The 26,013-nt window shown below is 58.1% G+C and carries 19 protein-coding genes; 11 read left to right on the plus strand and 8 right to left on the minus strand.

Annotation, left to right across the window (positions count from 1 at the left end):
• The 7 genes from dnaX to AB1L30_RS05625 all read left to right on the plus strand — a co-directional run bounded on the left by dnaX (nucleotide 1) and on the right by AB1L30_RS05625 (nucleotide 8,137).
• Nucleotides 1–1,860 (plus strand): DNA polymerase III subunit gamma/tau, encoded by a 1,860-nt coding sequence (gene dnaX / locus AB1L30_RS05595; RefSeq protein ID WP_367012448.1) that lies wholly within the window; start codon nucleotides 1–3, stop codon nucleotides 1,858–1,860.
• 156 nt (nucleotides 1,861–2,016) lie between these two features.
• Nucleotides 2,017–2,373, plus strand: a complete 357-nt coding sequence (locus tag AB1L30_RS05600; protein ID WP_367012449.1) for a YbaB/EbfC family nucleoid-associated protein — start codon at nucleotides 2,017–2,019, stop codon at nucleotides 2,371–2,373.
• Nucleotides 2,374–2,470: 97 nt separating this feature from the next.
• Entirely contained in the window at nucleotides 2,471–3,070 is a 600-nt protein-coding gene (recR, locus tag AB1L30_RS05605; RefSeq protein WP_367012450.1) for a recombination mediator RecR, read from the plus strand.
• Nucleotides 3,071–3,133: 63 nt separating this feature from the next.
• On the plus strand, nucleotides 3,134–4,612 hold the full coding sequence (gene rpoN, locus AB1L30_RS05610; protein WP_345095554.1) for an RNA polymerase factor sigma-54: 1,479 nt from the start codon (nucleotides 3,134–3,136) through the stop codon (nucleotides 4,610–4,612).
• Between the two features lie 422 nt (nucleotides 4,613–5,034).
• Nucleotides 5,035–6,156, plus strand: a complete 1,122-nt coding sequence (locus AB1L30_RS05615) for a hypothetical protein (protein WP_367012451.1) — start codon at nucleotides 5,035–5,037, stop codon at nucleotides 6,154–6,156.
• An 89-nt stretch (nucleotides 6,157–6,245) separates the two neighbouring features.
• Complete coding sequence (locus AB1L30_RS05620) at nucleotides 6,246–7,400, plus strand: hypothetical protein (protein ID WP_367012452.1); 1,155 nt, start codon at nucleotides 6,246–6,248, stop codon at nucleotides 7,398–7,400.
• A gap of 20 nt (nucleotides 7,401–7,420) precedes the next feature.
• On the plus strand, nucleotides 7,421–8,137 hold the full coding sequence (locus AB1L30_RS05625) for a cysteine peptidase family C39 domain-containing protein (protein ID WP_367012453.1): 717 nt from the start codon (nucleotides 7,421–7,423) through the stop codon (nucleotides 8,135–8,137).
• Nucleotides 8,138–8,231: 94 nt separating this feature from the next.
• On the opposite strand, the gene AB1L30_RS05630 is transcribed toward AB1L30_RS05625, so the two are convergent.
• Complete coding sequence (locus AB1L30_RS05630) at nucleotides 8,232–8,636, minus strand: hypothetical protein (protein ID WP_367012454.1); 405 nt, start codon at nucleotides 8,634–8,636, stop codon at nucleotides 8,232–8,234.
• A 1,093-nt stretch (nucleotides 8,637–9,729) separates the two neighbouring features.
• Here AB1L30_RS05630 and AB1L30_RS05635 point away from each other — a divergent pair.
• Nucleotides 9,730–10,263 (plus strand): hypothetical protein, encoded by a 534-nt coding sequence (locus AB1L30_RS05635; RefSeq protein ID WP_367012455.1) that lies wholly within the window; start codon nucleotides 9,730–9,732, stop codon nucleotides 10,261–10,263.
• Here AB1L30_RS05635 and AB1L30_RS05640 read toward each other — a convergent pair.
• The 3 genes from AB1L30_RS05640 to AB1L30_RS05650 form a co-directional block, all read right to left on the minus strand.
• Nucleotides 10,250–12,226 (minus strand): SpoIIE family protein phosphatase, encoded by a 1,977-nt coding sequence (locus AB1L30_RS05640; RefSeq protein WP_367012456.1) that lies wholly within the window; start codon nucleotides 12,224–12,226, stop codon nucleotides 10,250–10,252. The two genes, AB1L30_RS05635 and AB1L30_RS05640, sit on opposite strands and share 14 nt — an antisense overlap.
• 82 nt (nucleotides 12,227–12,308) lie before the next feature.
• The gene (locus tag AB1L30_RS05645) at nucleotides 12,309–13,145 is read right to left on the minus strand and encodes a hypothetical protein (RefSeq protein WP_367012457.1); all 837 of its coding nucleotides are present in this window, start codon (nucleotides 13,143–13,145) and stop codon (nucleotides 12,309–12,311) included.
• A 165-nt stretch (nucleotides 13,146–13,310) separates the two neighbouring features.
• Nucleotides 13,311–14,846, minus strand: a complete 1,536-nt coding sequence (locus AB1L30_RS05650) for an AAA family ATPase (RefSeq protein ID WP_367012458.1) — start codon at nucleotides 14,844–14,846, stop codon at nucleotides 13,311–13,313.
• Nucleotides 14,847–15,121: 275 nt separating this feature from the next.
• On the opposite strand from AB1L30_RS05650, the gene acnA reads away from it, so the two are divergent.
• Together acnA and AB1L30_RS05660 are read left to right on the plus strand one after the other, a co-directional pair.
• A complete protein-coding gene (acnA, locus tag AB1L30_RS05655) occupies nucleotides 15,122–17,833 on the plus strand; it encodes an aconitate hydratase AcnA (RefSeq protein ID WP_367012459.1) in 2,712 nt (903 codons plus the stop codon).
• A 239-nt stretch (nucleotides 17,834–18,072) separates the two neighbouring features.
• Entirely contained in the window at nucleotides 18,073–19,995 is a 1,923-nt protein-coding gene (locus AB1L30_RS05660; RefSeq protein WP_367012460.1) for an FAD-dependent oxidoreductase, read from the plus strand.
• A gap of 55 nt (nucleotides 19,996–20,050) precedes the next feature.
• Here AB1L30_RS05660 and AB1L30_RS05665 read toward each other — a convergent pair whose 3' ends face one another.
• Complete coding sequence (locus tag AB1L30_RS05665) at nucleotides 20,051–20,806, minus strand: NAD(P)H-binding protein (RefSeq protein WP_367012461.1); 756 nt, start codon at nucleotides 20,804–20,806, stop codon at nucleotides 20,051–20,053.
• A gap of 139 nt (nucleotides 20,807–20,945) precedes the next feature.
• Nucleotides 20,946–21,422, minus strand: coding sequence for a hypothetical protein (locus AB1L30_RS05670; RefSeq protein WP_367012462.1), 477 nt, complete (start codon nucleotides 21,420–21,422; stop codon nucleotides 20,946–20,948).
• A 248-nt stretch (nucleotides 21,423–21,670) separates the two neighbouring features.
• Between AB1L30_RS05670 and AB1L30_RS05675 the strand changes: the two genes are divergently transcribed.
• On the plus strand, nucleotides 21,671–22,177 hold the full coding sequence (locus AB1L30_RS05675; protein WP_367012463.1) for a hypothetical protein: 507 nt from the start codon (nucleotides 21,671–21,673) through the stop codon (nucleotides 22,175–22,177).
• Between the two features lie 14 nt (nucleotides 22,178–22,191).
• On the opposite strand, the gene AB1L30_RS05680 is transcribed toward AB1L30_RS05675, so the two are convergent.
• The gene (locus AB1L30_RS05680; protein WP_367012464.1) at nucleotides 22,192–23,181 is read right to left on the minus strand and encodes a bile acid:sodium symporter family protein; all 990 of its coding nucleotides are present in this window, start codon (nucleotides 23,179–23,181) and stop codon (nucleotides 22,192–22,194) included.
• A 233-nt stretch (nucleotides 23,182–23,414) separates the two neighbouring features.
• A complete protein-coding gene (locus AB1L30_RS05685; RefSeq protein WP_367012465.1) occupies nucleotides 23,415–26,006 on the minus strand; it encodes a polynucleotide kinase-phosphatase in 2,592 nt (863 codons plus the stop codon).
• Nucleotides 26,007–26,013: the final 7 nt, after the last annotated feature.

Consider the following 26,013-nt stretch of genomic DNA (forward strand, 5'->3'; position numbering starts at 1 on the left):
GTGGCTGAGCAAAATACTCCTCCCGATTATCTGGTCGTTGCCCGTCGATACCGGCCCCAATCGTTTGACGAACTGGTGGGCCAACAACGTGTCGCCACGGCCTTAGGCAACGCGATCGCACGTAATCGCGTCGGCCACGCGTACCTGTTCACTGGTGCTCGCGGGGTGGGGAAGACTTCGTCGGCGCGTATCTTCGCCAAAGCGCTCAACTGCGTCACCGGCCCCACCGCCAGTCCGTGCAACGTCTGCGAGATCTGCCAGAGCGTGACCGCCGGCGAAGATGTCGACGTGCTGGAAATCGACGGTGCCTCGAATCGCGGTATCGAAGAAATCCGCCAGCTGCGAGCCAACATCAACGTTCGCCCGAGCCGCGCCCGCTTCAAGATCTACATCATCGACGAAGTCCACATGTTCACCAAGGAAGCGTTCAATGCGCTGCTGAAAACCTTGGAAGAACCACCGGACCACGCCAAGTTCATCTTCTGCACGACCGATCCAGAAAAGATCCCGATCACGGTACTGTCGCGCTGCCAGCGTTTCGATTTCGGCGGTATTTTGCCGGATGATATCGTTGGCCGCTTGCGTCACATCGTCGACACCGAAAATGTGCCCGCCGCGGACGAAGCGTTGAAACTGATTGCCCGCCGGGCGAATGGTTCGATGCGTGATAGCCAGTCGCTGCTGGAACAAATCCTGGCGTTTGGCGATTCGGAAATCACCGTCGAGTCGGTTCATCGCCTGCTGGGAACCGCCGACAATCAGCAGGTCGTCGACCTCGCGCGGCAGATCCTGGCGGCCGATACCGGGGCCGCTTTGCAAACTGTCCATGCTGTCTTTACCGAAGGGGTCGATCCAGGGCAACTTCTTGAGCAACTGCTCCGATTATTCCGCGACCTGATGGTGCTGGGCTCAGGCGGATCTCCGGATCTGCTGCAGACTATCTCGCCCGGCAGTGTCGAAGAAGCCCAAGTCATGGCGGCCCAAGCCGGCGTCGCCAAGTTGCTGGCAGGCGTGAGCTGTCTCGACGAAACGTTGGTCAAGCTGCACCGCAGTACCTATGGCCAGGTGCTAACCGAAGCGGCCGTCGTTCGCCTTTGCCAGTTGGAAGACCTCGAGAGCCTCGGCGCGCTGATCGCGACACTCAAAGAAGGTGGTTTGCCGGCGAAAGCCCCTTCGATTGGGCAGATTCCGGCTCAAAAAAAAACGGCTGAACGCCCCGTAGAACCAGCGCCGGCGCCCCCCACGATCCCGATTCGTCCTGCCATGCCGGCATCACCTCCACCGGCCCCGACCAGCCACCAAGCGCCGCCAGCCAACGTGGCACGGCCGGTCGAGCCTGCTCGGCCAGAGCCGACCGTGGCGGAACCATCGCGGCCGATGCCTGATCCTTCAGAAGCTGCCCCGCACGAAGTAGCGCCCTCGAATATCGCCCCCCCCAGACTTACCATAACGGAGCAAAACGTCCGTTCGGTTTGGCGTAAAGTGGTGGAAGAGCTACCCGGTCTTACCGGTGATTTCGCTCAACAATCGCACGCAGTAGCAATTTCTGGGCCAAAGCGGCTAGTCGTTGATTTTTTCTCGACGTATAATTCGGCTGTTGAAGCTTTGAAGCGGCCGAAGAGTCAGGAATTGCTCGACCGAGCATTTCAGAACGTATGCGGCGACACCTTTACGCTGGAATTCCGTATTACGGAAGATCCCAATTCCAAGGGAAGACAGCCAACGATGTCGCCCGAGCGATCGGCCCAGGAAGGCCGTCTAAGAGCTCGACAATTGGCAGAACAGGTCCCGCTCGTCCAACGGGCGATGGAACTGTTTGATGCGGAGGTGATTGGGGTCCGCGAACCGGACGGCTCGTAACGAGGCGAACGGTTGCACTGGCAAGCCAGGGCAGCATTCAGCGGCTACCAAAGTCCCCTTCGATCGACTGGGAAGGCCTCGCCTTTGGTCTAGTCTGACCTAGACTTGTCCAGGTATTTAATTGCCAGTTGATTCCTCGCATACAAGGAGTTTTCCGTGTTCAAAAGTCTCAGTGGTCTCGCCGGACTGTCTGGCATGATGCAGCAAGCCCAACAAGTGGGCGAGCAAATGAAAACCATGCAGGAAGAACTGCGTAATGCACGTGTGAAGGGTTCTGCCGGCGGTGGTTTGATCGAAGCGATCTGCACCGGACATGGCGAACTCGTATCGGTCACCATCGATCCCAAGTTGATCACCGATGGCGACAAAGACCTGATCGAAGAACTGATTCCACAGGCCGTCCGCGAAGCCCAAGCCAAGGGCAAAGAGCTGCACCAGGAAATGATGCAGTCGGTAACCAGCGGCTTCAACGTGCCTGGTCTGGATCAGGCCTTAAGCCAATTCGGCCAGTAAAGCACGATGCAAAACAAACGGCGATTGCCCGAGGCGATCGCCGGTGGTTAGCCAGCCCAAATAGCAAACCCCACAACAACCAGAAGGAGCGAACCGAATGGCGCAGCTGACGGAGTCCGTCGTTCGATTGATCGACCAGCTATCCAAGCTGCCGGGCATCGGCCGCAAAAGCGCCGAGCGCGTCGCTTATCACCTTCTGCGAGTTCCCACGGACGAGGCGATGGGCCTCTCCGATGCCATTCGCGACGTTAAACAAAACGTTCGCTATTGCAGCCAATGCTTCAACCTCTCGGAAGGGGACATGTGCACGATCTGCAGCGATCCTCAGCGCGACCCCGCGCTGCTTTGCGTTGTTGAACAGCCACGCGACTTGATTGCCTTAGAGCAGTCAGGCGTGTTCCCAGGTCTCTACCACGTACTTCTCGGCCGGATTGCTCCGCTGGAAGGCGTTGGCCCAGATCAATTGACCATCGATGCCCTCATCACGCGCGTTGCCAAAGGCACCATTCGCGAGGTCATCATGGCCACCAATCCTACGACGGAAGGAGACGGTACAGCGCTGCATATTTCCAGCCTGCTGGCCGATTATCCCGTCAAGTTAACCCGTTTGGCACGAGGCGTGACCGCCGGAAGCGTGCTCGAGTTCGCCAACAAAGAAGTGCTTGCCGACGCCCTCACCGGCCGACAATCGCTGTAGTCACCGTCGGGGAAATTCCCCAATCCGGCAACGTTCATCACCATAGCTAATGGAAACATTCCCATGAGAATGTCCTTTGGTCTCGAACAGAAGATGTCCCAGAAGCAGGTTCTGGCTCCACGGATGATCCAGTCCATGGAGATCCTGCAACTGCCTGTTCTGGCCCTGCAAGAGAAGATCGAGCAGGAGATGAACGAAAACCCCATGCTCGAAGTGCAAGAGCAGGACGGGACCGATCTGGACGACATGCCGCGCGAAGAGCCTGAGGCTCGCGCCGATTCCGAACAGGAATTTGTCGTCGAAGATGGCAAAGACAACGCCGACGATTTTGAGCGGCTGCTGGAAATGGATCAGCAGTACCCCGATACGTTCGACGAACGTCCGCAGCGTTCCTCTGGCCAGATGGAAGATGACGCCGAGCGCCGGATGGATGCCCTGGCCAACGTTCAGTCGCGTCCAGAAACCCTGCAAGATCACCTCGAACATCAGCTTTCTGAACTAACCATCGAGCCGCTGTTGCGGGAATGGGCCGAGCGGATTATCTCGGCGCTCGATTCGAACGGTTACCTGACCACCAATATCGAAGACCTGCTGCCGGCCGACGCCGACGATGAATTGAAAGAGATCGCCCAGGAAGGGTTGCATGTCGTGCAGTCGCTCGAGCCAGCCGGCGTTGGTGCTCGCGATTTGCGGGAATGCTTGATGCTGCAATTGGATCCGTCGCGGATGTTCTACGATGAACTTCGCGTGCTGATCATGAACCACCTGGAAGACCTGCGCGACAACCGACTGCCGCAGATCCAGAAAGCGACCGGCTTCTCGATCGAGCGTATCCAGGCTGCCTGGAGCGAACTGCGTCGCCTCGATCCGAAACCAGGTTCGGCCTACAACGATGCCCACGTCGCCAACGTGATTCCCGACTTGATGCTGGAAATTGACGAAGAAGGGAAGTACATCGTTCAGGCCGAAGACCGCGATATTCCGCAACTGCGAATCAGCAACTACTATCGCGAACGTCTTTCGAGCCCAACCGCCACGCGGGAAGAAAAAGAGTTCATCAAGCGCAAGCTGAACGCGGCTCAGTGGCTGATCGATGCCATCGTGCAGCGCCAGAACACCCTTAGCCGCGTTGCCCAGGCCATCGTCGATTATCAAACCGATTTCATCGACAACGGTCCCGAGCACATCACGCCGCTCAAGATGCAGCAGATCGCCGACCAGGTTGGCGTGCACGTCACCACGGTCAGCCGTGCGGTCGACGATAAGTACATTCAGACGCCACGTGGGATCTTCGCGCTGAAAGCGTTCTTCGCGGGTGGTACCGTCAACGAAGCTGGCGAGGAAGTGACCTGGGACCAGATTCGTCTGCGTCTGCAGGAAGTGATCGACAACGAGGACAAAGCCAAGCCTCTTTCCGACGACGATCTGGTGAAGAAGCTGAAAGACGACGGCTTGAACGTCGCTCGTCGTACGGTCACCAAGTATCGCAAGAAGATGGGCATCCCCAGTTCGCGTCAACGTCGCGATTGGTCGAAGAAATAATCGCGAACCACCTGCTGGTTTCGCCTGATCGTGGGCAATGGTCTGCCGGGGGATCTTCATCGAACCCTCCGCCGACCATTGCCTTCTTTCTTTTCTTGTTGGGCCCAATCCGGGCAGACGCATCTTCAGCCAAAGACCGTGCTAGATGTTCCGCATTTAGCGGCAAACCGGTTTAAGCCGCTCGATTCGATTGTATATCGCAGCGACTTTCGATTGATCGGCTCCCCCTCAGAAGCACGATTCCACTAGCAACGATCAGAGGCATTGCACGTGCTAGCACGGCCTTGCCGCTAGCAACGATCTATTGGGCGAAGGGAGCCTGGTGACGTGTCGACGGACGGCACTCCTTGGCCATTGCCCCCAACCTGACCCCACGCAAGGAAGCGGTCTGTCGGACGCGGACTGCCGAAAGGAACTCGGACATGAAAGTGCGGCATATCTTTCTGACATCGATGGCATGGTTCGGAGCGACATGGGGCGTTTGCCTGCACGCGGAAGACGAACTGTTCCGACCGATCTACCTTGCCGAAGAGCGTCTCGAAGCGCCTGCGTCTTTCGAGAGGATGGCCAGCTTCAACGCCGACTCGGCTCAGCCGATGTACGCACCGGCTCCGGTAACTTCGTATTGCCACGAAGGATGGCGACTCGGAGTGGAAGCGACCTTCCTGGCGCCGATGGGTGGCAATCAACAGACCTGGTCGCTGGTCAACGAGCAGACCTCGATGGTCAACAGCTTCGCGACCGATGCCCATGGCATCGAAGGCCTGGTTCCGGCCCCTCGTTTCTGGGTTGGCTATGTTTGCGGTAACGGCTGGGGCGTTCAGGCCCGCTACTGGGAACTGAATACGAGCTCGAACTATAGCGAACCGTTCTTCACCTTGGGGGAAGACTACGGTTACTCGTCGAGCACCAACCTCGAGATGTACGCCTTCGACCTGGAAGTGGTCAAAGAGTTCTGCATCTACGACTGGAACATGGTTGGTACGTTTGGCTATCGCCATGCCTTGCGAGACTACAACGAAACGACCAACACACTCGCCTCGATCAATCGGGGTGGCGGCGGCACCGATTTGTTTGCCGGGACCGCTTCGGGCATTTCGCTGTTTGAAGGAGATGGTCTCACCTTCTCCCTTTCAGGCTACCGTTGTTCGAGCTGCTGCTATGGACTGCAGTGGTTCTGGAACGCTCGCGGTTCGGTGCTGTTCGGCGATTCGCGGGTCGGTGCCCAGACAAGTTCCGTGCTCAATAGCCCCGGCGGCGATGTCTTTCAGACCAATGGTGGTTTCGCCGGAGACTCCGATTCACTGTGGATCGCCGAGTTCCAGGTCGGTGCCCAGTGGTCGGCTCAATTGAAGTGCCTGCCAGGACGCTTCTTCGTCCGCGGTGCGTTTGAATATCAATACTGGGGCGAAGTGGGTGCCGGTGCCGGAGCGACCTCGACCGCCGGAGAAGCGGGCGTCGGCTCGCTGACGATGAACTCGCTCGCTCCGAACGATTCGCTCGACCTGGTCGGTTTCGCGATCTCGACCGGAATCGTCTGGTAGTCCACCTCGCCTGATTGAAACGGGCCTCGTTTCCAAGACATGGATGCACACAAGTCCGCCGAGAGCGGCCTTCCTGAAGGATCGATACGATGACTCGTACAACGCCCCACTGGCAACACTGGCTCGGCAAAGCGGCATGGGCCGCGCTGGGCTTGCTGGCCAGTTTCGGAACCGAGGCAAAAGCCCAGTGGAATTTTCCCACGGCCGATCCCTATCACACCGACGAGCCGTTGTTCGTGGCAGCCTCGTTTGAGGATCCTTCGCACGTCTGGGAGTATGGTTCCTCGTCGATCATGCCAGTCGTCGCGCTCCTACAAGAGCCAGCCCCGCTCCCTCCGCCGATGCCAAGTCTGACCGACCCGGTTCCTACGGAAATTGTTCCTTCCCAGGTTCGCGACGATCAGCAATATGGCGAAGAGCTGGAAGACTTCAACATCCAGTTTCTGCGAACCGCCAGCGTGCTGCTGCAGCCAGGCCAATGGCAGATGGATCTTGGGCTGGCCTATGCCAAAGATGACTACGATTTCCCGATCACCGTCGCGCCCTCCGGCGTGGCCCGAGCCAACATTCGTCGGCGAACGCTGCAAGTTCCTTTCGCCTTGCGTTACGGCCTGACCGATCGCATTCAGTTGTCGGGCAGCCTGCCCATTGGCTGGTCGCACCAGGAATACTCGTCGCTCGGCTTGTTCGACGACACGAGCTCGAAGGGCGGAATCGGCGACCTTGAACTGGGCGTGAATCTGCTCTGCCGCGAAGGTTGCTATGGCTATTCGCCCGACGTGATTTTGAGCTTCGGCCTGACCATGCCAACCGGCGATGCCGAGTTCCCCACGACTGGCATTTCGCAGGCCTCGCTTGCCAATGGCGTGTGGGCTCCTTCGGTCCAACTGCTGGCCATCCAGCGGTACGACCCGATCATTTACTTCTACGGCGTTGGCTATCGTTACCAGGCCAAACGAGAGTTCGGCGATCGAGATGTCTTCTTCGGCCATCAGATCACCTACAACTTCGGTGTCGGCTTCGCAGTCAACGACCGGATCACGCTCAGCACGGCGTTCCTTGGGCTTTATCAAAGCGAAACGCAGATCGATGGAGTCGGCGTGCCAGGTTCGATGCGGGAACCGCTACGTCTTCGCTTCGCCGCGACGACTTACCGTTGTGGCCGCATCGTCGAACCGTTCGCCGAAATCGGCATGACGGAAGATGCTGCCGACGCGGTCGTTGGTATCGTGTGGACGCTGTAGTCGAACCGAAGGAGCTTCGCTTGAGATACCTTGCCGTCGACAAACTGATCCCACTGCTTGCCTTCTGCGGAGTGCTTTGGTGCTGCCAGTCAGCCCACGCCCAGCTTGGCCCGCCGGTACGCAATCGCGAGCATACCATCCAGGCTTATGCCCGAACCTGGAAAGATATTCGCGATCAGAACATCGTCAAGCAGAAGCGAGATTACTCGTGCGGCGCAGCGGCGCTCGCCACAATCTGCCGCTATTACTGGGGCGATCCGGTCACCGAGACCCAGGTGCTGAAGGTGGTCGAAGGCAACCTCACACGGGAAGAACTGCAGGAACGTTTTCAGAACGGGCTCGCTATTTCGGACTTGCGATTGGCGGCGGTCAAGCTCGGCTACCTGTCGACGATCGGGCGGCTGAGTATGGAAGAACTGCAGAAGGTGAAGGTCCCGCTGATCGTGGCGATTCGCCTGGAAGAAACGAATCACTTCGTCGTCTATCGCGGCCAGGCCAACGGCTGGGTCTTCTTAGCGGACCCGGCGCGAGGCAACTTGCGAATCCCGCAATTTCAGTTCGAATCGCAATGGATCGAGAACGCGGTCCTGGTGGTCGCCCAGAAAGGGAAAGCCCAGTCCGACAAATCGCAACTGGGGATCACGCACGAAGAAATGAGCCGCGGCTGGGTCGACGATCAAATCATTCGCACCTTCCCTGAGAAGCCGTTCAAGCTTTACTTCCGCAGCATCCCTTAACGCCCTGGGCGGTGGGAAGCACTCAAGAAACGAAAAGAGGCCGCATCGGATGGTTCGATGCGGCCTTCTTATTTTTTACGATCGTCCGATTCGCTTAGCGACCGGCGAAGGCCCACGAGCTGCCAGTGGCGAAGGTGCCAGCGGTGATGGTGGTGCCGAACGAGCCGACGAATGGAACCGTTTGGATGTTGCTGTAAGTGAAACCGGTTTGGCTGGTGTTGCCGCCGGCAGCGAAGTCGACGCCAGGACCGAAGTCGCCAGCGGCGTAGCCGGTGGTCTGCGTGGTGCCGAACCAACGCGAGGTACCCAGACCAAATGCAATGGCGAACGTACCACGGACGTTCTTGCCTTCTTCGTCACTCATCACTTCGATGCCCGACAGGCCCATCGAGGCCAACGTGGCCTGATCAACGTTGCCATTCGGTTCCGCAGCGCGTGCTTCCGACGCGAACGAAATCGATACCAGGGTAACAGCCAGCAGACATGCCAAAGCTTTCATGTAATTCTTCTCCGCAAGTTAGAAATATGAGGTGAGCAAGTTCAGGCACGACCCCATCGCTCGAGATCCCCCTGAATGACTACTGCCAATCAACATCTGCTGATTCTAATTACGGGTCCACCTATCCCGATGGGAGAAAATAGGGGAGTTTTGGCAATTTCCCGGATTCCTCCTAAGATGCCGGCACAACCGGATCACCGCCGCAAAGAGGCCCATTGGGGCGTATAGAGGCACAGACAACCCCTTACACCGCAAGCTTTTAGATCACAGCTCGCTGATATCAAAACCGCTCGATTGATCGATCCAAGTGGCGAGTCCGCGAAAGCCGGGTCCGGAGAGCAGCGACCCCCATGGCTTCATTCCAGAGTAATTCGAGCCCTGGCCGGCTCAAGCCTGCAGAACAATTTTGAGTTCGATTTCTTCGCCCAGGGGGACTTCGGCTGGGGTGACACTGGCAGGGTAGTTAAGAATCTGTGTGCCACTGGCCTCTGGCCAGTGCAAGGCAGGTGCAGGTGTTTTTCACAAGCGATTTGACCTGGCCAGAGTCGATTCCAATTCGGCTCGCTGCTGCAAACCCAAGCAAGAGATTATTGAGGCTCTCCTCGCTGCTTCACACTGGCCAGAGGCCAGTGGCACACGTACGATGCGGACGTTGGAATGGATCGTTGCCAGTGCTAAGCTGCCCGGGAAGCAATCTCTGGAACCGATGGAATCGAGGTCCCAAATAGATGAGCATGGTGATGAAAGCCAAGTACAACACTTTCGAGTTTGTGATCGAGTAAGATCATCCTGAAGTGGGCGTCTATCTGTACGTTTATCAGGATGGAAAGTGTGTTCGCGACTTCCTGCAAAACGACAAAGCAACCTGCACTGAAATTGCATTCGAGGAATTTGGCGTTCCCAAAGAACTTTGGTGCGATATATGCGATGACTAAAATCGGCGGTGTGGCACTTGCGCATGATTAAGATTCTGTCTGCCACAGGCCAGTAGCACACGTACGATGCGGCAGCTGGAATTGGTCGTCGCCTTAGCGAACGACGTTTCCGACCGCCACAATCTTTGCAGCTTCCTTCATGCGTCCATGAGTTTCCTATGTTCTATTCATTCGCAGATGCCAAACGAATCGTTCAGGCACACGCCGGCCATGGGGTTGCTGAGGGTGGCCGTTCGATTATCGATCAGGTTCGGCCTTACTCTGGCGTGGAAGAAAGCGACTTTCACGAGTTAATGCTCGCCTTGATCAGCGTCCACGATGCTTTGGGAGCGGAACGGATCGATCGTGAGTTGGCCCTGGCCTGTTGGGACTTTAGCCGCCGGATGGGATGGATCGTCAAAACGCTGCAGGCGAACAAGGTGGTTACACCGCAGAAAGCCGAGACGCTGACGACCTGGGGGAACTGCGTCGAGTCATTCTGTATTGGCAGCTTATATCCCTGGGGCCTGGGCGCCTGCTTGATGAACTTCATCGAGTACGTCGGCAGCGATCTTTGCGAACAGCCCGTGACCTATCGCGATCTGCTGCCACTCTTCGACGAGTTGTTGGTCGAGGCCAACTTCGAGTTGGAACCGCTGCTACATACGGCGATCGCCGCGATTCAAAAGGATCGGCCTGCTACACAACCTTAGCCACCACAAAGGTCAGGTCGTCTTCCTGATTGTTGGCACCTCGATACCCGACGACCGCTTGGCGGATCAGATTGCTGATCTCTTCGGCCGGCTTGGCAGCGTGCTGGCGAACCAGACTTTGCAGTCGTTCTTTGCCGAACTGCTCGCCTTGCTCGTTCATCGTTTCTTCCAGACCATCGGTTGTCGCCACGACGACGGTTCCGTGCGAAATGCCAGGCTGCCAATACTCGGCGTACTCTTCGCCTTCAACCAATCCCAAGGGAAGTCCGCCCCCGTCCAGTTCCGGGAAGGTGTCGGTCTTGGGGTCGTAAACGATCGGGGCCCCGTGCCCGGCCGAAGCCCAGCGTAGGGCATCCTTCTTGGCCGAGAGCGTGACCATCAGCATGGTCATGAACCGCTCGCCCTGGGTATCGGCCACCAGCATATTGTTCAGATGGTTCAAGAAGTCGGCGAGCGAACCAGGCACGGCACAGCGGCTGCGCAAGATCCCTCGAGCGGTCGCCATCAACAGCGCAGCGGCTACGCCATGCCCCATGACGTCCCCGACCACCAGCACGGCGGTATCTTCGTCGGTGCCGGTGACGTCGAGGAAGTCGTAATAGTCGCCTCCGGTTTCGTCGCAGTAGGTACTGTGCCCGGCGATATCGAGCCCCGTGATCTGCGGCGAATCGGAGGGAAGCAGGTTCCGTTGCACTTCCATGGCCAGCGACAGCGACTTCTGCATACGCAAACGATCTTGCAGACCTTCGGCCATTTTGTTGATCTCGGACGCCATGTGCGAGTATTCGGGGGCGTGCTGAATATCGAGCCTCGTTTGCAGATCGCCTTGCCCGATCCGACGAACCGACGTGACGATCTGCGTCAGCGGTTCGACCAGCCAGTGCGCGGCCGCCAGACCGAGCACCACGGCCATAACGACCGCCAGCAAGCTGACCAGCCAACTGCGGGCGAACTCGGATTCGATCTCGGCGACAAAGTCTTGTTCAGGCACGATCGTCATCAGTAACCAGTTCAGGCCAACCTCTTTCCCGACCGGCGAGACATGCAGAAATTGCGTCTTGCCATTGGCTTGGAAACGAAAGTTGACGTCGCCGGAGATCTTCATTCCTTTAATATATCTCCCCGCCGCGGACACCAACGGATTGAGCGAATCGGTGCTTCGCATCCGTGAACCTTGGGAAGAGATCACCGGCGTATCATCCGAAACGGCCAGCAAACGGCCGTCATCCGAAACCAGCAACGCCATGCCAGTCTTGCCAACTTCCAATTGGCTGAGGTAATGGGAAAGGTCCTTCAGCGAAAAGTCGGCGTCGATCACACCGACCAATTCGCGATCGGCTCGATAGATCGGAATGCCGTACGAAATGCCGAGCGTCTTATCTTCCGACGCCCCACCTCCGACCCACACATACGGATCGCTCCAACTCGCTTTGCGTGCGTCACGTGGAATTTGAAACCAGGGACGCGAAGCCAATTGAAAGTCGAACTCGTGTCGCGTGTCTTCAATCACGTCGCCACTGGTATCGAGTTTCCACTCCGTCATCGTTGCCCCTTGCGGATCGTCTTTAATGGCCCAGAAGGTGCTGCCATCGGCATAGCGGCTAACCCATACTGCGCGGCCGTCGGCGCTCCCCCACGAGATCGCGCTGAGCATATCGAATGACTTGGACTCGCGGACAAAGGTCGACCGCCAAGACGCCAGGTTATCCGGAGGCAAGGTGCGATCAAGGATCAGGTGCTGATTTAATTCGCTAACGCGGGCCGGCATCGAGAGCACATCCGCAATCTTGTCGGACGTGTGCCGGTGGATCTCATTGATCCCTTGATCGGCCAACCGCGTTACCGCTTGCTGCGACTGACGATTCCACGCCATCGACAGCCACAAACCGATCAACAATACCGGCAGGCCGAATAGCAGCGGGGCAAGCACCCGGATCGAGAATCGTGTCAGAATAGATTTCATGGCGTTACGTCAATGGGGAAACAGGGCAGGGGAGGCCCCGCAGTTGATTCGACAAGATGCGATTTTCACGTGGAACCAGCATTCAGTTCCTCTCGCAATCGCGGTAAAGGCCGTAGCCACGTTCGATCAACGGGCATACCCATCGTTCGAAGTCGGCCAGGCAGTGGGGATGATTGGTGTGCGTTTCGATCCACTCGGAAAGCGCCGGCCTCAGCTCAAGGACATCAAATTGCCAGCGGCGGCGAGTCACGGCTTTTCGCCAGGCAAGGCCCGCAGATCGAAGCGATGCCTGGGCTTCATGCAGGCTTTGCCAGCGCTGGTCGAGGTCGGCTTCCCGCGGCATCCCCAGCTCGTCGCCCGGAGGCTTCGGCAAGGGTAAGTCTGCCATGGCCAGAATCTGCTCCCGAAGCTGCCGCACTTCGGAGGTCGTCGCCCAGCTGCTGGTGACTTCCTGTGATTCGCGCACTACTTGCTTCGCAGTATGCAGTTGCTGGCAGTATTCGATGGTCTGCAGATAGAAGTAAGTCGCTTCGAGCAACCCACGATACTCGCCGGACGCAGCGGCATTCAGAAATTGAAGCCAGGTCTGAAGTTGCTCCGGCAGTTCATCCGGCAAGATCGTACGGTAAGCATCCAGACGCCACGGCAACGGCAAGATCTCGCAGCCTGTTACGTCGTAAATGCGGCGGGCGTTTTGTTTGAGTAGCAAAGAATCGACCAGTCGCCAACCATCGCCGATGGGAGGCGTGTCGGAAGAGGACCACTCGTCACGCGGATCGCGTCCGAGCAGCGGCCACAAGTCGGAGTTGACCCAGCCTGGATCGGAAAGAAAGCGGCGATGCTCCCGCTCGACCGCTTCACGAATGGTTGCGTCGTCGATATCAGGTTCTACACGACATGCGATCCAGTCGACGCCCACCAGTCATGCCCTTTTCACTCTTTGAAAACCTTGCCGCAAACCGTTCCTCGGTTTGTACACGGACTCTTTTTATATCGCAGCGTCGAATCCATTACCAACCTTTGCCTGACCGTACTGGCGACTTAGGCAAACATGGGGACCGATCCGGGCTGCCGAGCCGCAGGTTTACATCACGGCGAAGTAGTTTTCGACCGCGTCATCGAAGTGCTGCCGGGTCAATTGCAACGGCGAGTTCTCGTACAAGCACAAGTTGCGGACCTGCATCAAAAGGTCGCGCGGCTGGCAACAGCGGAATGGTCGGTTGACGCTCTTATAGTGCTTTTCGATCAGGTGATCGATCGCCTCGCTATTGACGGTGAATCCCATCAGCGGACACATGATGTCGAACAACTGGCGGAACTCTTGTTCGGTCGGATCGACCACTTCGATCTTGTACGGAATACGACGCAAAAACGCGTCGTCGCACAGGTCTCGCGGTTCGAGGTTGGTCGAGAAGACAATCAACTGGTCGAAAGGAACCTGGATCTTCTTCCCCCCCCGCATATTCAGGAAGTCGTAACGCTTTTCCAGCGGCACGATCCAGCGGTTGAGCAGCTCGTCGGTGCTCATGCGCTGACGTCCAAAGTCGTCGATCACCAACGTGCCGCAGTTGCTTTTCAGTTGCAGCGGGGCTTCGCTGACGCCGGTCGACTGGATGGTGCTGATTTCCAGACTTTCCATCGTCAATTCACCACCCACCACGATCGTCGGACGCTTGATGCGAACCCAGCGGCGGTCGATCCGGTGCTGCTGCATGATGCCAGGTCCATCTTCCAGCGGCACTTCGTCATGGACGGCCGGGTCGAAGACTCGCAAGATCTCGCCATCGATCCCAATCGCTCGCGGCACCCAGATATAACGACCGAACGCACGCGTGACACGTTCCGCGATACTGGTCTTACCGTTACCTGGAGCTCCATACAGGAACAAACCACGGCCACTGTTAATCGCTGGTCCCAGGCGGCGGAACATCGTTTTGTTGATCAACAGATCTTCAAACGCGCTTTCCAGGGCATCGACACTAGGCGACTGGCCTTCCAGCGACTGAGCTTGAACGCTGGCGACATAATCTTTCAACGAGACCGGTGCCGCACCGTAATAGGTGCAATGTTCGTTGTAACGCCGGGCCCGTTCACGACCTAGATCGGTCAGGTAATAGACATAGTCGCCGGCCTGGGCGGTATCTTTATAGACGACCAACTGGTCGTATTTCATCTTCCGCAGGACTTCGTCCAGGATCAAAAAGGGCAAACAGACCTGGGCTGCGATTTCGCGGCCGGAAGCCTCGCCAGCGGTCAGCAGGTACTTCAAGCACAGGGCCTCGACTTCGCTGCCAGTCAGATGGGCTTCGCGAAGGGTGGCCGGCTCGCGCGGATAGAATGGCGTGTCGTGATCTTCTTCCAGTTTGATCGCCGGAGGGGGTGTGGCCTGGGCACTGCGTACCGGCTCGGCGAAGGCGCCAACCTCTTCTTCCGCAGGTTTGCGGCTGGCCATATTGTTGATCCGCTGGATCATCTCTTCCAGCGATTTATCGGGCGACGGCTCGTCTTCGCTCTCGTCGGGGGCGATGGCCTCGACTAATTGCCAGGGATCGTCCATCCCACCATTCGGCGAACCGTTGCCAGCCAATTGAGAAAGCAAGTCTTTTAGAGGATCAGACATAGGTCGTTTCTTCGAAGCGCAAAGTCGGCGAGTTGGCAGAGAAAAGGGCGTTCGACGAAAGCCTAGGTCACCAGGGGCAAGAATCAACTTCCGACTCGCCGCAAGCGTTACAAATCGCGCAACCCCACCAGTGGCTACGGTTATGCCGCAGATCACTTCCCAACGACGCACGGCGCCCCTTTAACATACCCAGAAGACAATTCGTTTTCGTTTCGCTAGAATCGGGGGAACAAACGATCTGCCTCATTAGATTCGATTTAGAAAGAACGAGTACGATGACCGCAAAGTTCGATCCGTTCGGTGCCCGAGACGTATTTTCCACCTCGGAAGGAGACTTGGGAATCTACCGGATTCGTAAGCTTCAGGAAGCGGGATTGGGAGATATCGACAAGCTTCCGTTCTCGATCCGTATCCTGCTGGAATCTGTGTTGCGTAACTGCGACGGCTACATCGTCTCGGAAGACGACGTGAAGTTGCTGGCTGGCTGGAACCCAGCCAACCCGGTGGCATCCGAAGTCCCGTTCATGCCGGCTCGCGTCGTGCTGCAGGACTTCACCGGCGTTCCTTGCGTGGTCGACCTGGCCGCCATGCGTAGCGCCATGCAGCGTTTGGGGGGCGATCCAGCCAAAATCAACCCGCTCATTCCGGTCGACCTCGTCATCGACCACTCGGTTCAGGTCGACAAGTTCGGTACCGAACAGGCCCTCGAAGAAAACGTCGCCCTCGAGTTCCACCGCAACAAAGAACGTTACGAGTTCCTGCGTTGGGGTCAAAAGTCGCTGAAGAACTTCCAGGCCATTCCACCGAACGTCGGTATCGTTCACCAGGTGAACCTCGAATATCTGGCCAAGGGTGTCTTCCTGCGTAAAGACGAGAAGGGCACCGTCGCACTGCCAGACTCGCTGGTCGGTACCGATAGCCATACCACCATGATCAACGGCCTGGGCGTCGTCGGCTGGGGGGTGGGTGGTATCGAAGCCGAAGCAGTTATGCTGGGTCAGCCGATCTATATGCTGACGCCGCAAGTGGTTGGCTTCGAGCTTACCGGCAAGCTGGGCCCTGGCGTCACCGCCACCGACATGGTGCTCACCATTACGCAGATCCTGCGTAAGGAAGGCGTGGTCGGCAAGTTCGTCGAGTTCTTCGGCCCTGGCGTTTCGCACATGAGCCTGGCAGACCGAGCCACCATCGCCAACATGGCCCCAGAATATGGTGCCACGATGGGCTTCTTCCCGGTCGACTCGGAAACGCTGAACTACATGCGTCGTACCGGTCGTACCGCCGGCGAAGTGGAACGTGTCGAACGTTACACGAAAGAGCTCGGTATCTTCCGCACCGACGAAATGGCCCCGAACTACACCTCGCTGGTCCGCTTGGATCTGTCGACGGTTGAACCTTCGCTGGCCGGTCCCAAGCGTCCGCAAGACCGCGTGCCGCTGAAGAGCATGCAATCCGAGTTCAAGAAGTCGCTGGTCACCTCCCCCAACGAACGTGGTTTCGGCCTGGCAGAAGCCGACCTGGCTCGTACCTCCAAGGTCGAAGACAACGGCAACTCGTCGACGATCGGTCACGGTAGCGTGGTCATCGCCGCCATCACCAGCTGCACCAACACCAGCAACCCCAGCGTGATGCTGGCCGCGGGTCTGTTGGCCCAAAAGGCAGCCGCCAAGGGTTTGACCTCGAAGCCTTACGTGAAGACGAGCCTAGCGCCGGGCTCCCGTGTGGTGACCGACTACCTGGAACGTGCTGGCCTGATGGACTCGCTTCAGAAGCTTGGCTTCAACCTGGTTGGCTATGGCTGCACGACCTGCATCGGCAACAGCGGTCCGCTGCCTGATCCGGTCGCCAACGCCGTCACTTCCGGTTCGCTGGTCGCTTCGGCCGTTCTCAGCGGTAACCGCAACTTTGAAGGCCGTGTGAATCCACACGTCAAAGCGAACTACCTGGCCAGTCCGCCACTGGTGGTCGCTTACGCCTTGGCAGGTACCGTCGACATCGATCTGGATAACGATCCGATCGGCACTTCGTCCGACGGCGAATCGGTTTACCTAAAGGATATCTGGCCGACCAACGAAGAGATTCTGGAAACGATGGAAAAGGCGATCACGCCTGAGATGTTCCAGGCCCGCTACAACAGTGCCTACGAATCGAACCCGAACTGGAACGCCATCAACGTGCCCGACTCGGAACTCTATACGTGGGACAGCAGCAGCACCTACATCCAGGAGCCACCATTCCTCGACGACGTGAAAGAAACGGTCGACCCGATCGAATCGATCAGCGGTGCCCGCGTTTTGGCGCTGCTGGGAGACTCGGTCACGACCGACCATATCTCGCCTGCCGGTGCCATCGCCAAGGACAGCCCTGCCGGCAAGTACCTGATGGAACATGGCGTCGAGCCCGTCGACTTCAACAGCTACGGTTCGCGGCGCGGTAACGACCGTGTCATGCACCGTGGTACGTTCGCCAACATCCGCATCCGCAACCGCCTGGTTCCGGAAAAGGAAGGTGGCTGGACCAAGTGCTTCGTCAACGGCGAAACGATGACCATCTTCGACGCCGCCGAAGTCTACAAGACGGAAGGCACGCCGCTGGTCGTGATCGCCGGTAAGGAATACGGCACCGGTAGCTCGCGTGACTGGGCCGCCAAGGGAACGTTCATGCTTGGCGTTAAGGCGGTGATCGCCTCGAGCTTCGAACGTATCCACCGCAGCAACCTGATCGGCATGGGCGTTCTGCCTTTGGAATTCCCGGCTGGTTCGTCGTGGGAAACTCTCGGCCTGAGTGGCGAAGAAACGTTCGACATCTACCTCTCGGATGACCTGAAGCCACTGCAGAAGGTTACTGTTTCGGCCAAGAGTGCCAACGGCGAAGTTACTACCTTCGACGCCACCGTCCGCATCGACACGCCGGTCGAGCTCGATTACTACCGCAATGGTGGTATCCTGCAGACCGTGCTGTTGAAGCTGCTGAAGGAAGCAAAGTAAGCCGCTGCCGGACTACTGCTCTGCAGCCAACACCAATCTCGAAAGGCGTCTCGATCGAATCTGATCGGGACGCCTTTTTTTGTACCGTTCCCTGCCGGTTGATGGTTTCGCCGGGCGAACCTCGTTCTTCTGCTGGAAATGGTCGCCGATGCAGGGTAAGTTAAACCCAACATCGCCCCCCACTCTTGGCCGTTAGATTCCTACCGAAACGTCCATCTCCTTGCCTGGAAGGAACGTTCATGCGCATTGCTGGTTTGTGCCTCGTATTGGTCTGCTCGACCTGGTTTGCTTCCGCTGCCAACGCCGAAACGCTCGAGAAAGATGTCTGCGTTTACACCGCGACCCCGTCCGGCATCATGGCGGCCATCGCCGTGAAGAAAGCTGGCAAATCGGTTGTCATTATCGAGCCCAGTCGCTGGGTTGGGGGCATGCTGGGTGCCGGTTTGAAGCCGATGCAGGACTGCCCCAATTACAACGCCACCGGCGGCATGACGCGACCACTGCTGAAGAGCCTCGGCCAACCGGAAGAAGGTTCGCCGCGATTGGCAACCCGCGACCTCAGTCCGCTGGAAATCCGCCAGGACTTCCTCGATCTGCTGGAAGAACATGACATCCAAGTCGTCTATGACCACCGCGCCGGTAGCTGCACGAACTCCTGGGACGACCAGCAGCCGAGCCAGATCAAAGAGGCTTCATTTCACCTGGCTCCGTTCGACGACCTCGGCTGCCCCGTCGCCGAGCCGCAGACCAAAGATCACCTGACCGTGAAGGCCAAGATCTTTATCGATGCCAGTTACGAAGGGGACCTGCTGCGACTTTCGAGCGCGCAGTATCGGACAGGTCGCGAATCGCAATCGGCATTCGACGAACAAGCCGCCGGCGTTCGTCCGCCAGTACAGCTGACGCCAATCGATCCCTATAACACCCCGGGCGATCCCAACAGCCTCTTGCTGCCTCACATCGACAGGGATCACCGCAAGCCTATTGGTTCGGCCGACAAGTACACCCAGGCCTACAACTATCGCTACTACACGACCAATAACCCCGAGCATCGCACACCAATCGAACGTCCGTCCAATTACAACCCTAAGATGTATGAACTGATGGGACGCTACGTCGAGTACCTCAGCGAGAAGCACACCGATCCGAAGCAACTTCGCAAAGCGCTCATCGGCATCTGTCCTGGCTGGATGAACTCGGCCGAATGGAACTATCAACGCGACTCGCTGATCAGCATGGCTCCCCTGGGGATCAGTCAAATCTATGCCGATGGCAACGACGCGACCCACGCTCAGATCTGGAAGATGCACCAGGATTACCTGCGTGGCTTGTTCGAGTTCATGCGTACCGATCCTCGCGTTCCGGAGTGGTACCGCGACGAGATCGCTCAGCTTGGTCTCGATAAACGCCATCATCCAGAAACGGGTGGCTGGCCGCATCAGCTTTACATTCGCGTGGCTCGTCGCCTCGAAGGTCGCTATGTGATCACCGAGCACGACGTCTATAACCGCACGCAAATCGACGACCCGATCGGGCTCGCCCAGTATGGCATCGACACCTATCCGTCGCGCCGTATCGTCGTCGAAAAAGATGGCCAGACATTCGTCGCCAACGAGGGCAACATGTTTGTCGGCGGCAGTAAAGGCCCGACCAATGTTCCCTATCCGATCCCTTACCGCGCGATCACGCCGATTAAGAAGCAGTGCACTAACTTGCTGGTGCCGGTCTGCTTTTCGGCGACCCACCTCGGCTACGCTTCGGCTCGGATGGAACCGGTCTTCATGATCTGCGGCGAATCGGCCGGCATCGCGGCGGTGCAGGCCATTGCCGAGAACTGCGCCGTGCAAGATATCGACATGCCCACCTATCTCGCTTCGCTGGAAGCGGCCGGTCAGAAGCTTCGCTGGGATCCGGCGGTCGATCAGTCGACCAGTTCCAGTTCGCAGCAACTCGACTTTGCTCGACTACTGAAAGAATGCGACACCGACGAGAACGGCACCGTCTCGCAGGCCGAATGGAATGGGGGCAAGAAGGGTTGGGAGTTCCTCTTCGCCTTTATTGACCAGGACAACAGCGGGCAAATCAGCCCGCAGGAATACAGCGCGTTCCAGCAGTACAAAAAGGAACACGCCGATTGGCAAAAGAAGATTCAGGCCAACTAGCCTGGCCTTTCCAGCAAACTGACCCGGCGCGAAGTGAAACCTCACTCGCGTCTGGTTACGCTTGCACCGTGACGCTTGCCAGCCAGTCGTCGAACGAAGTCGGGCCTGCGACATACTCGCCTTGCGGCACCAACTGCCCCTGGCTGACGTCGGCTCCGAAGTAAGTTGCCGACGGCTCGGTTGTAACGACGCGGGCATCTCCCAGGGCGGTGAAGACTCGCTGAATCACTTCGTCCATTCGGAAACGTTCTGGTCCCGCGAAGTCGATCGTCTCGTTCGCCGCTGGCAGCTGCGCGAGTTCGACCAGTTTCGAGACCACGTCGATGGTCGCCACCGGCTGAATGAGAGAAGGAGCCAGGAGCACGTTGCCACCCACCATGCTGAAGTCGCCGATCATGCTCAGGAATTCCATGAACTGCGTCGCTCGCAAGATCGTAAACGGCACATTCCCTTCGCGGATTCGAGTTTCCTGCGCAAGCTTCGCTCGCATGTAGCCGCTGTCAGGAATCTGATCGGCACCGACAATCGACACGACGATATGATGCCGCACACCGGCAGATTCCTCCGCGGCCAGCAGGTTCTTGGTCGCCCCGTCGAAGAATGCCATCACGTCGTCGTCGGCGAACGACGAAGAATTGATCACGTCAATCACCACGTCGGTGTGCCTCATCACTTCGGTCAAACCTTCGCCGGTGACGGCATTCACACCCGATCGTGGCGAGGCGGCAACCACTTCGTGCCCCAGGTCTTGCAGTTGAGCCACGACCTGGGCTCCAATCAAACCAAAACCACCCATGACGACGATCTTCATTGGATCTGCTCCTCGGCAAATGCGGGAAAAAAGAATTACCTTGCCTGCTTCTAACCATCCAGACGATTAACTCGCCCAGGGTGTGACAGCGTGCAGGAATTTTTCCCATACCGAGAAAGATCGAGGCCGACAGCCGAGCCTAATCGATCGAAAGCGTCCGGTGCTTGAAGTGGAGAATCGCCTGATTGGGCGAAAGATTGAAGATCGCACGGGGATTGGCCACCCAGCGTTGGCCGTCGTACTCGAAGACTCCGGTGGCGGCTCTCAGATTGCCAACCGCTTCGACACCTTCCATGTCCCCACCTTCGATCGCCTCGAAACGTACCGTTACGGAAATAAACGCCCGCAGAAGACCGTTCGCTTCGTCACAGGCAAACTGGACATCGTTGCCGAACTCGACATCGACCCAGCGTAGCCCGCGCGGCTTACCACTGGCCGCGGCTTCTTTCATGAACTCGGTCTCGAGCCACTCTCGGCGGAGCTGAAACTGCTGCTTGGCCAGGTTGGTATCGATGCGGGTGAAGCGATTTCGGCGTTGGTATCGGATCCACCACGTGGCTCCCCACGCACTGCTCAATCCGACGAGGAACGCAATCGAGATCCACATCGTCCACATCGTTGTATTCCTTAGGCCTCAAGCGACCGCCACGGTTCAGAAAAGAAGCGGCCCTAAGCGCCGCGTCGCAACAAGTTCATCACCTGATATTTTAGGGCGAGCCCGCCGAGAAATACAACGAGTTTTGCCGCAACATGGCAAGTGCTGGCACCGCCTGCGCAAAGAGGCTACCATAGTCGCGAACTGCCTGTCTTATCGAAACTCTTTGAACTGTGCCTTCTATGCCATTGGATCCGGAACTAACGGGAATGCCACCGTCGAAGGAGGCCCCCTTATATTTCGTCAGGATTCCAGAAGGGCAGATTTTCGGACCGGTTCCCCTTCCGCAGCTCGATCAGTGGGTGATTGAGGGGCGAATCGATCAAAATTGCGAGCTTCGCCCGGCCACGTCCAATTCGTGGGAAAAATCAACGGATCATTATCCGATCCTCGGCTTGCCCGAGCAGGTCGGCGCCGGCAAGCCGTTTCATAAAGCGCTGACGCAAGATGCCGTCAGTGCCTATTTGCTTCCCAATCGTGCCATCCCGACGCTGTTTCTGGCCCTGATCGGCCTGATTGGTGTCTGCCCGATCTTCAGCATCGCGGCCTGGAGCATGGCTCACGCCGACCTCGAAGAAATCGCCAACGAGCGGATGCAATCACAGGGACTGCCGATGCTCCGCTGGGCGCACCTGCTGGGGATCATCGGCTCGGTGGGCTATGGCCTGCTCTACATTGCGCTGTTGATGGTCAGCATGCTGAAGGCCTTGATCTAACGCGTAACGCTCGATCAGGCCTCGGCCGGCAGCGGGCTGGCGTACTTCTCTTTCCAGCGACTGGCCAGCGTTCCGCAAATGATCAACTGCAATGGATGATAGATCATGATCGGAAGCAGGATCAAAGCGAGGCTGGGGCCTGCTCCGAACATCAACTGAGCCATCGGAACACCGGTCGCCAGCGACTTTTTCGACCCGCAGAAGATCGCCGCAATGCGATCAGGCGGCGAGAATCCAAGTGCGTCGCATGTCGCCCCGATGGCAAAGAATAAAATCCAGAACAACACCAGGGCGATCACGAAACAGCTCCCCACTGCCAACAAGCCATGCTGCGTCCAGACGCCAAATTCCATCGAATCGCAGAACGACGTGTAGACCAGCAGCAAGATCGTTCCCCGGTCGACAAAGCCCACCAACGATTTATTCCGTTTTGCCCATTCGGCCAAGGCGAAACGGGACAGTTGGCCAAGTACTAGCGGCAGGACCAGCCAGATCAACAGATCAATCATCACATGTTCGAGTGGAAAGCTGGCCCCCACGTTCCCGGCCACGGCCTTCATCCAAAGGGGCGTCAGAACGATCCCCAGAATGCTGGACAGGGTCGCATTGAAGACCGCCCCTGGCACGTTGCCCCAAGCCGCCGAAGTGAACGCCACCGACGACGAAACGGTCGACGGCAAGGCACACATATAAAACAGCCCGGTCTGCAGGTCTTCGTCCATCCAACCTTTGGTCAGCGGCATCAACAGCAGCCCCAGCAGCGGAAAGACAACGAACACGGCGACCTGGACTACCAGGTGCAATCGCCAGTTGAGTGCCCCTTGCTTCATGGCCGCGAACGAAAGGGCCATGCCATGCAGAAAGAAGATCAGCGCGACGCCGATTTTCGTCAGCAGTTCAGGATGCAGCCAGCCTCCTTGAGCCCCCGGCGTTGGGAAAAGCCACGCCAGGAAGATTGCCAGGAACATCCCAACCAGAAACCACTGTCGCTTGAGAAACGTCAACGCCTGCATCCTTCGAGGTAGATCATCTTTGCCGCAGCCTCAAGCGTACAACGCTGACCCGCTCTCAGGGAATGGGTCGTGCAGGGGAGTCGTGGAAAGCCACACCTGGCGACGTTCGCCGAGCCGAAGATCTCGCCAGACGGCTAGTATTTAGTCCGCCACGCCAGAGATTTTTGTCGCGGAATCTTCTTTTTCTCATTGATCGTCGCACAGCATGGCATCACCATCCGGGCTTACAATCGCGGATCGACCGGTTCGCTTTCCAAGGCCAGCACACCGAAGACACACTCGTGAACTCGGCGCAATGGCTCCCTACGCACAAACCGTTCCAACGACTCGATTCCTAAAGCAAACTCGCGCAGCGCCAGCGAACGCTTGCGGCCGAGGCCTCGTTTTCGCAGTCGCGTTAAGTTCTCTGGCGTGTCGTAGTCAGGACTGTAGATAATCCGCAGGTACTCCTTCCCACGACATTTCACGGCAGGCTGGACCAATTCCTGGCCGCGCCGTGCAATCCACTCGAGCGGCTTCACCACCATTCCCTCCCCGCCACGATCGGTCAGCGATTGCCACCACTCGATCGCCTCGGTCACCGCCGCAGGATCGGTCAGGTCGACCTCCTTGTACTGCGTTGCCAGCAGCAGCCCAGGGTCGGCCTTACAAACCTTGGCCAACGTCTGCATGTGCCAGACATGGTTTTGGTTGGTATGCGTGCGGCCTTCGGTTGCCAACAAGTGAAACGGCGCTAGTTTGAGGTCGCCGATCGATTCGACCGGCCAGCAATACTGCCGGTACGCTTCGACAAACTTCTGCACGTTCGTCTGCCGCTGGTGGAACAGCGTCAGCTCGGGCAGATCCTCCAGGTCGAGTCGTTCGCCCGCCGTAGTCAGGGCCGCGATCGTCTTCTCGAGCGCCGCCGTGCCTGCCGCACCGACTGCGGCGTATTGCGAACGCAACAGTTCCTGCGCCTTCGCCGACCAGGGCATCAGCTCGCAGTCGAAGCAAGCCCAGTCGGTCTCGAAGGTTTCCCAGAAACCGCTCGCGTCCATCGCATTTCTCAGTCGATCGAGCAGTTCGGCTTCGATCTGCGCATCGTTGAAAAAGCGGCGACCGGTTCGTGTATAAACGATCCCGGTTTCCTCTTCGGTTACGCCGAATCGATCTAGGGCAGCGTCCGCGTTGCGGCAGATCACCACGACGGCCCGCGACCCCATGTGCTTTTCCTGACAAACAACGCGGGCGACTTGCTCTTGCTGGAAGTAGTCGAACGCCTCGGCCGGATGTTCCAAAAGACCAGGCAGCTCCGACGTACCGCAAGGAGACATCGTCGGCGGCAAATAGATCAGCCACTTCGGGTTCGCCGCGAAACGGCTCATCACTTCCAGCGCCGCGGTTGCGTTCTCTTCACGGATGGTGATGTTTCGCTGAAGGCTCGTCGAAATGATTCGCTTGCCACGCACGTCGTCGATATCGAGCAAATCGTCATGCTGCTGCTGAGCCGACAGAGAGCCGTCGGCCGAGTCTTGCTGCAGAAACGGCCGCGCGGTCTCGTAGTAGGTCTGCTGTGCCGCAACCGAAACGATTTGATTCTCAGGATAGCGCAGCGCCGTTAGCTTGCCGCCAAACACGCAGCCGGTATCGATGTTGACCGTGTTGTTCAGCCACAAAGGCTCGGCAACCGGAGTATGGCCGAAGACCACCATCGCGCTGCCTCGATATTCGGCCGCCCAATCGGCGCGGACAGGTAACCCATGCTCGTCGATTTCGCCTGTCGGTTCCCCAAACAAAGCGAACTCGCGAACCTTTCCGGACGAACGACCTTGAAACGCCTCCTTCATCCCGGCATGGGCCACGACCAGCTTGCCATCGTCCAGCACCAGGTGACTGACCAGTCCATCCAGAAAGTCAGCAATTGCCATGCTGTATGGCTTGCGGATCGCTTCGGGCAACGCGTCGACTTCCGCCATCGATTGCTCGAGACCATGTCGCCGCTGCACATCTTTGCCCCGGATCGCCCGAACCAGCTTCATGTCGTGGTTCCCAGGCACGCACAGCCCACTGCCATGCTGGACCATGTTCCGCACGATCTTCACGCAGTCGAGCACGCGCGGACCGCGGTCGACAAGGTCGCCGACGAAGAATGCCTGACGACCTTCGGGATGCTGATAAACTTGGTCGCCCCACCATGGCGAGCTTTCGCCGGAAGGCATCAATTGATAGCCAAGCTGCTCGAGCAGTTGCTCCAGCTCGCTGGCGCAGCCGTGCAAGTCGCCGATGATGTCGAACGGTCCATGCTCGCCACGCCGATCGTTCCACAGCGGAACGCGCTGGATCGTGACCGACTCCACTTCGTCCGCGGTCGAAAGAACCGTGACGTTGCGGATCCCTTCCTTTTTCAGTCCCTTCAAACCTTTGCGTAGCTGCGAACGCTGCTGCCGAACGACGTGCGGACCGAAGTTGCGGTCTGGCCGTTCTTGATTACGGGCCTGGCACAGTTTCTCGGGCATGTCCAATACGATCGCCACCGGCAGCACATGCATTTGCTTGGCCAGTTTCACCAGCGGACGCCGCGACTCAGGCTGGACGTTGGTCGCATCGACCACCGTCAACAAGCCACGCTGCAGACGCTTGGCAACGATGGTATGCAGCAAGTCGAAGGCATCGCCCGTGGCGGCCTGATTGTTCTCGTCGTTGCTCACCAGGCCGCGACAAAAGTCGGACGAGAGGACTTCGGTTGGCAAGAAGTGCTGGCGCGCGAAGGTGCTTTTGCCCGAGCCGCTCGGCCCGATCAAAAGTACAAGACTAAGCTGGGGAAGTTCGATCTTCATGCAGAGA

Origin of the sequence: Bremerella sp. JC817 (assembly GCF_040718835.1) — a bacterium.
In the GTDB taxonomy this organism is placed as follows: Bacteria; Planctomycetota; Planctomycetia; order Pirellulales; family Pirellulaceae; genus Bremerella.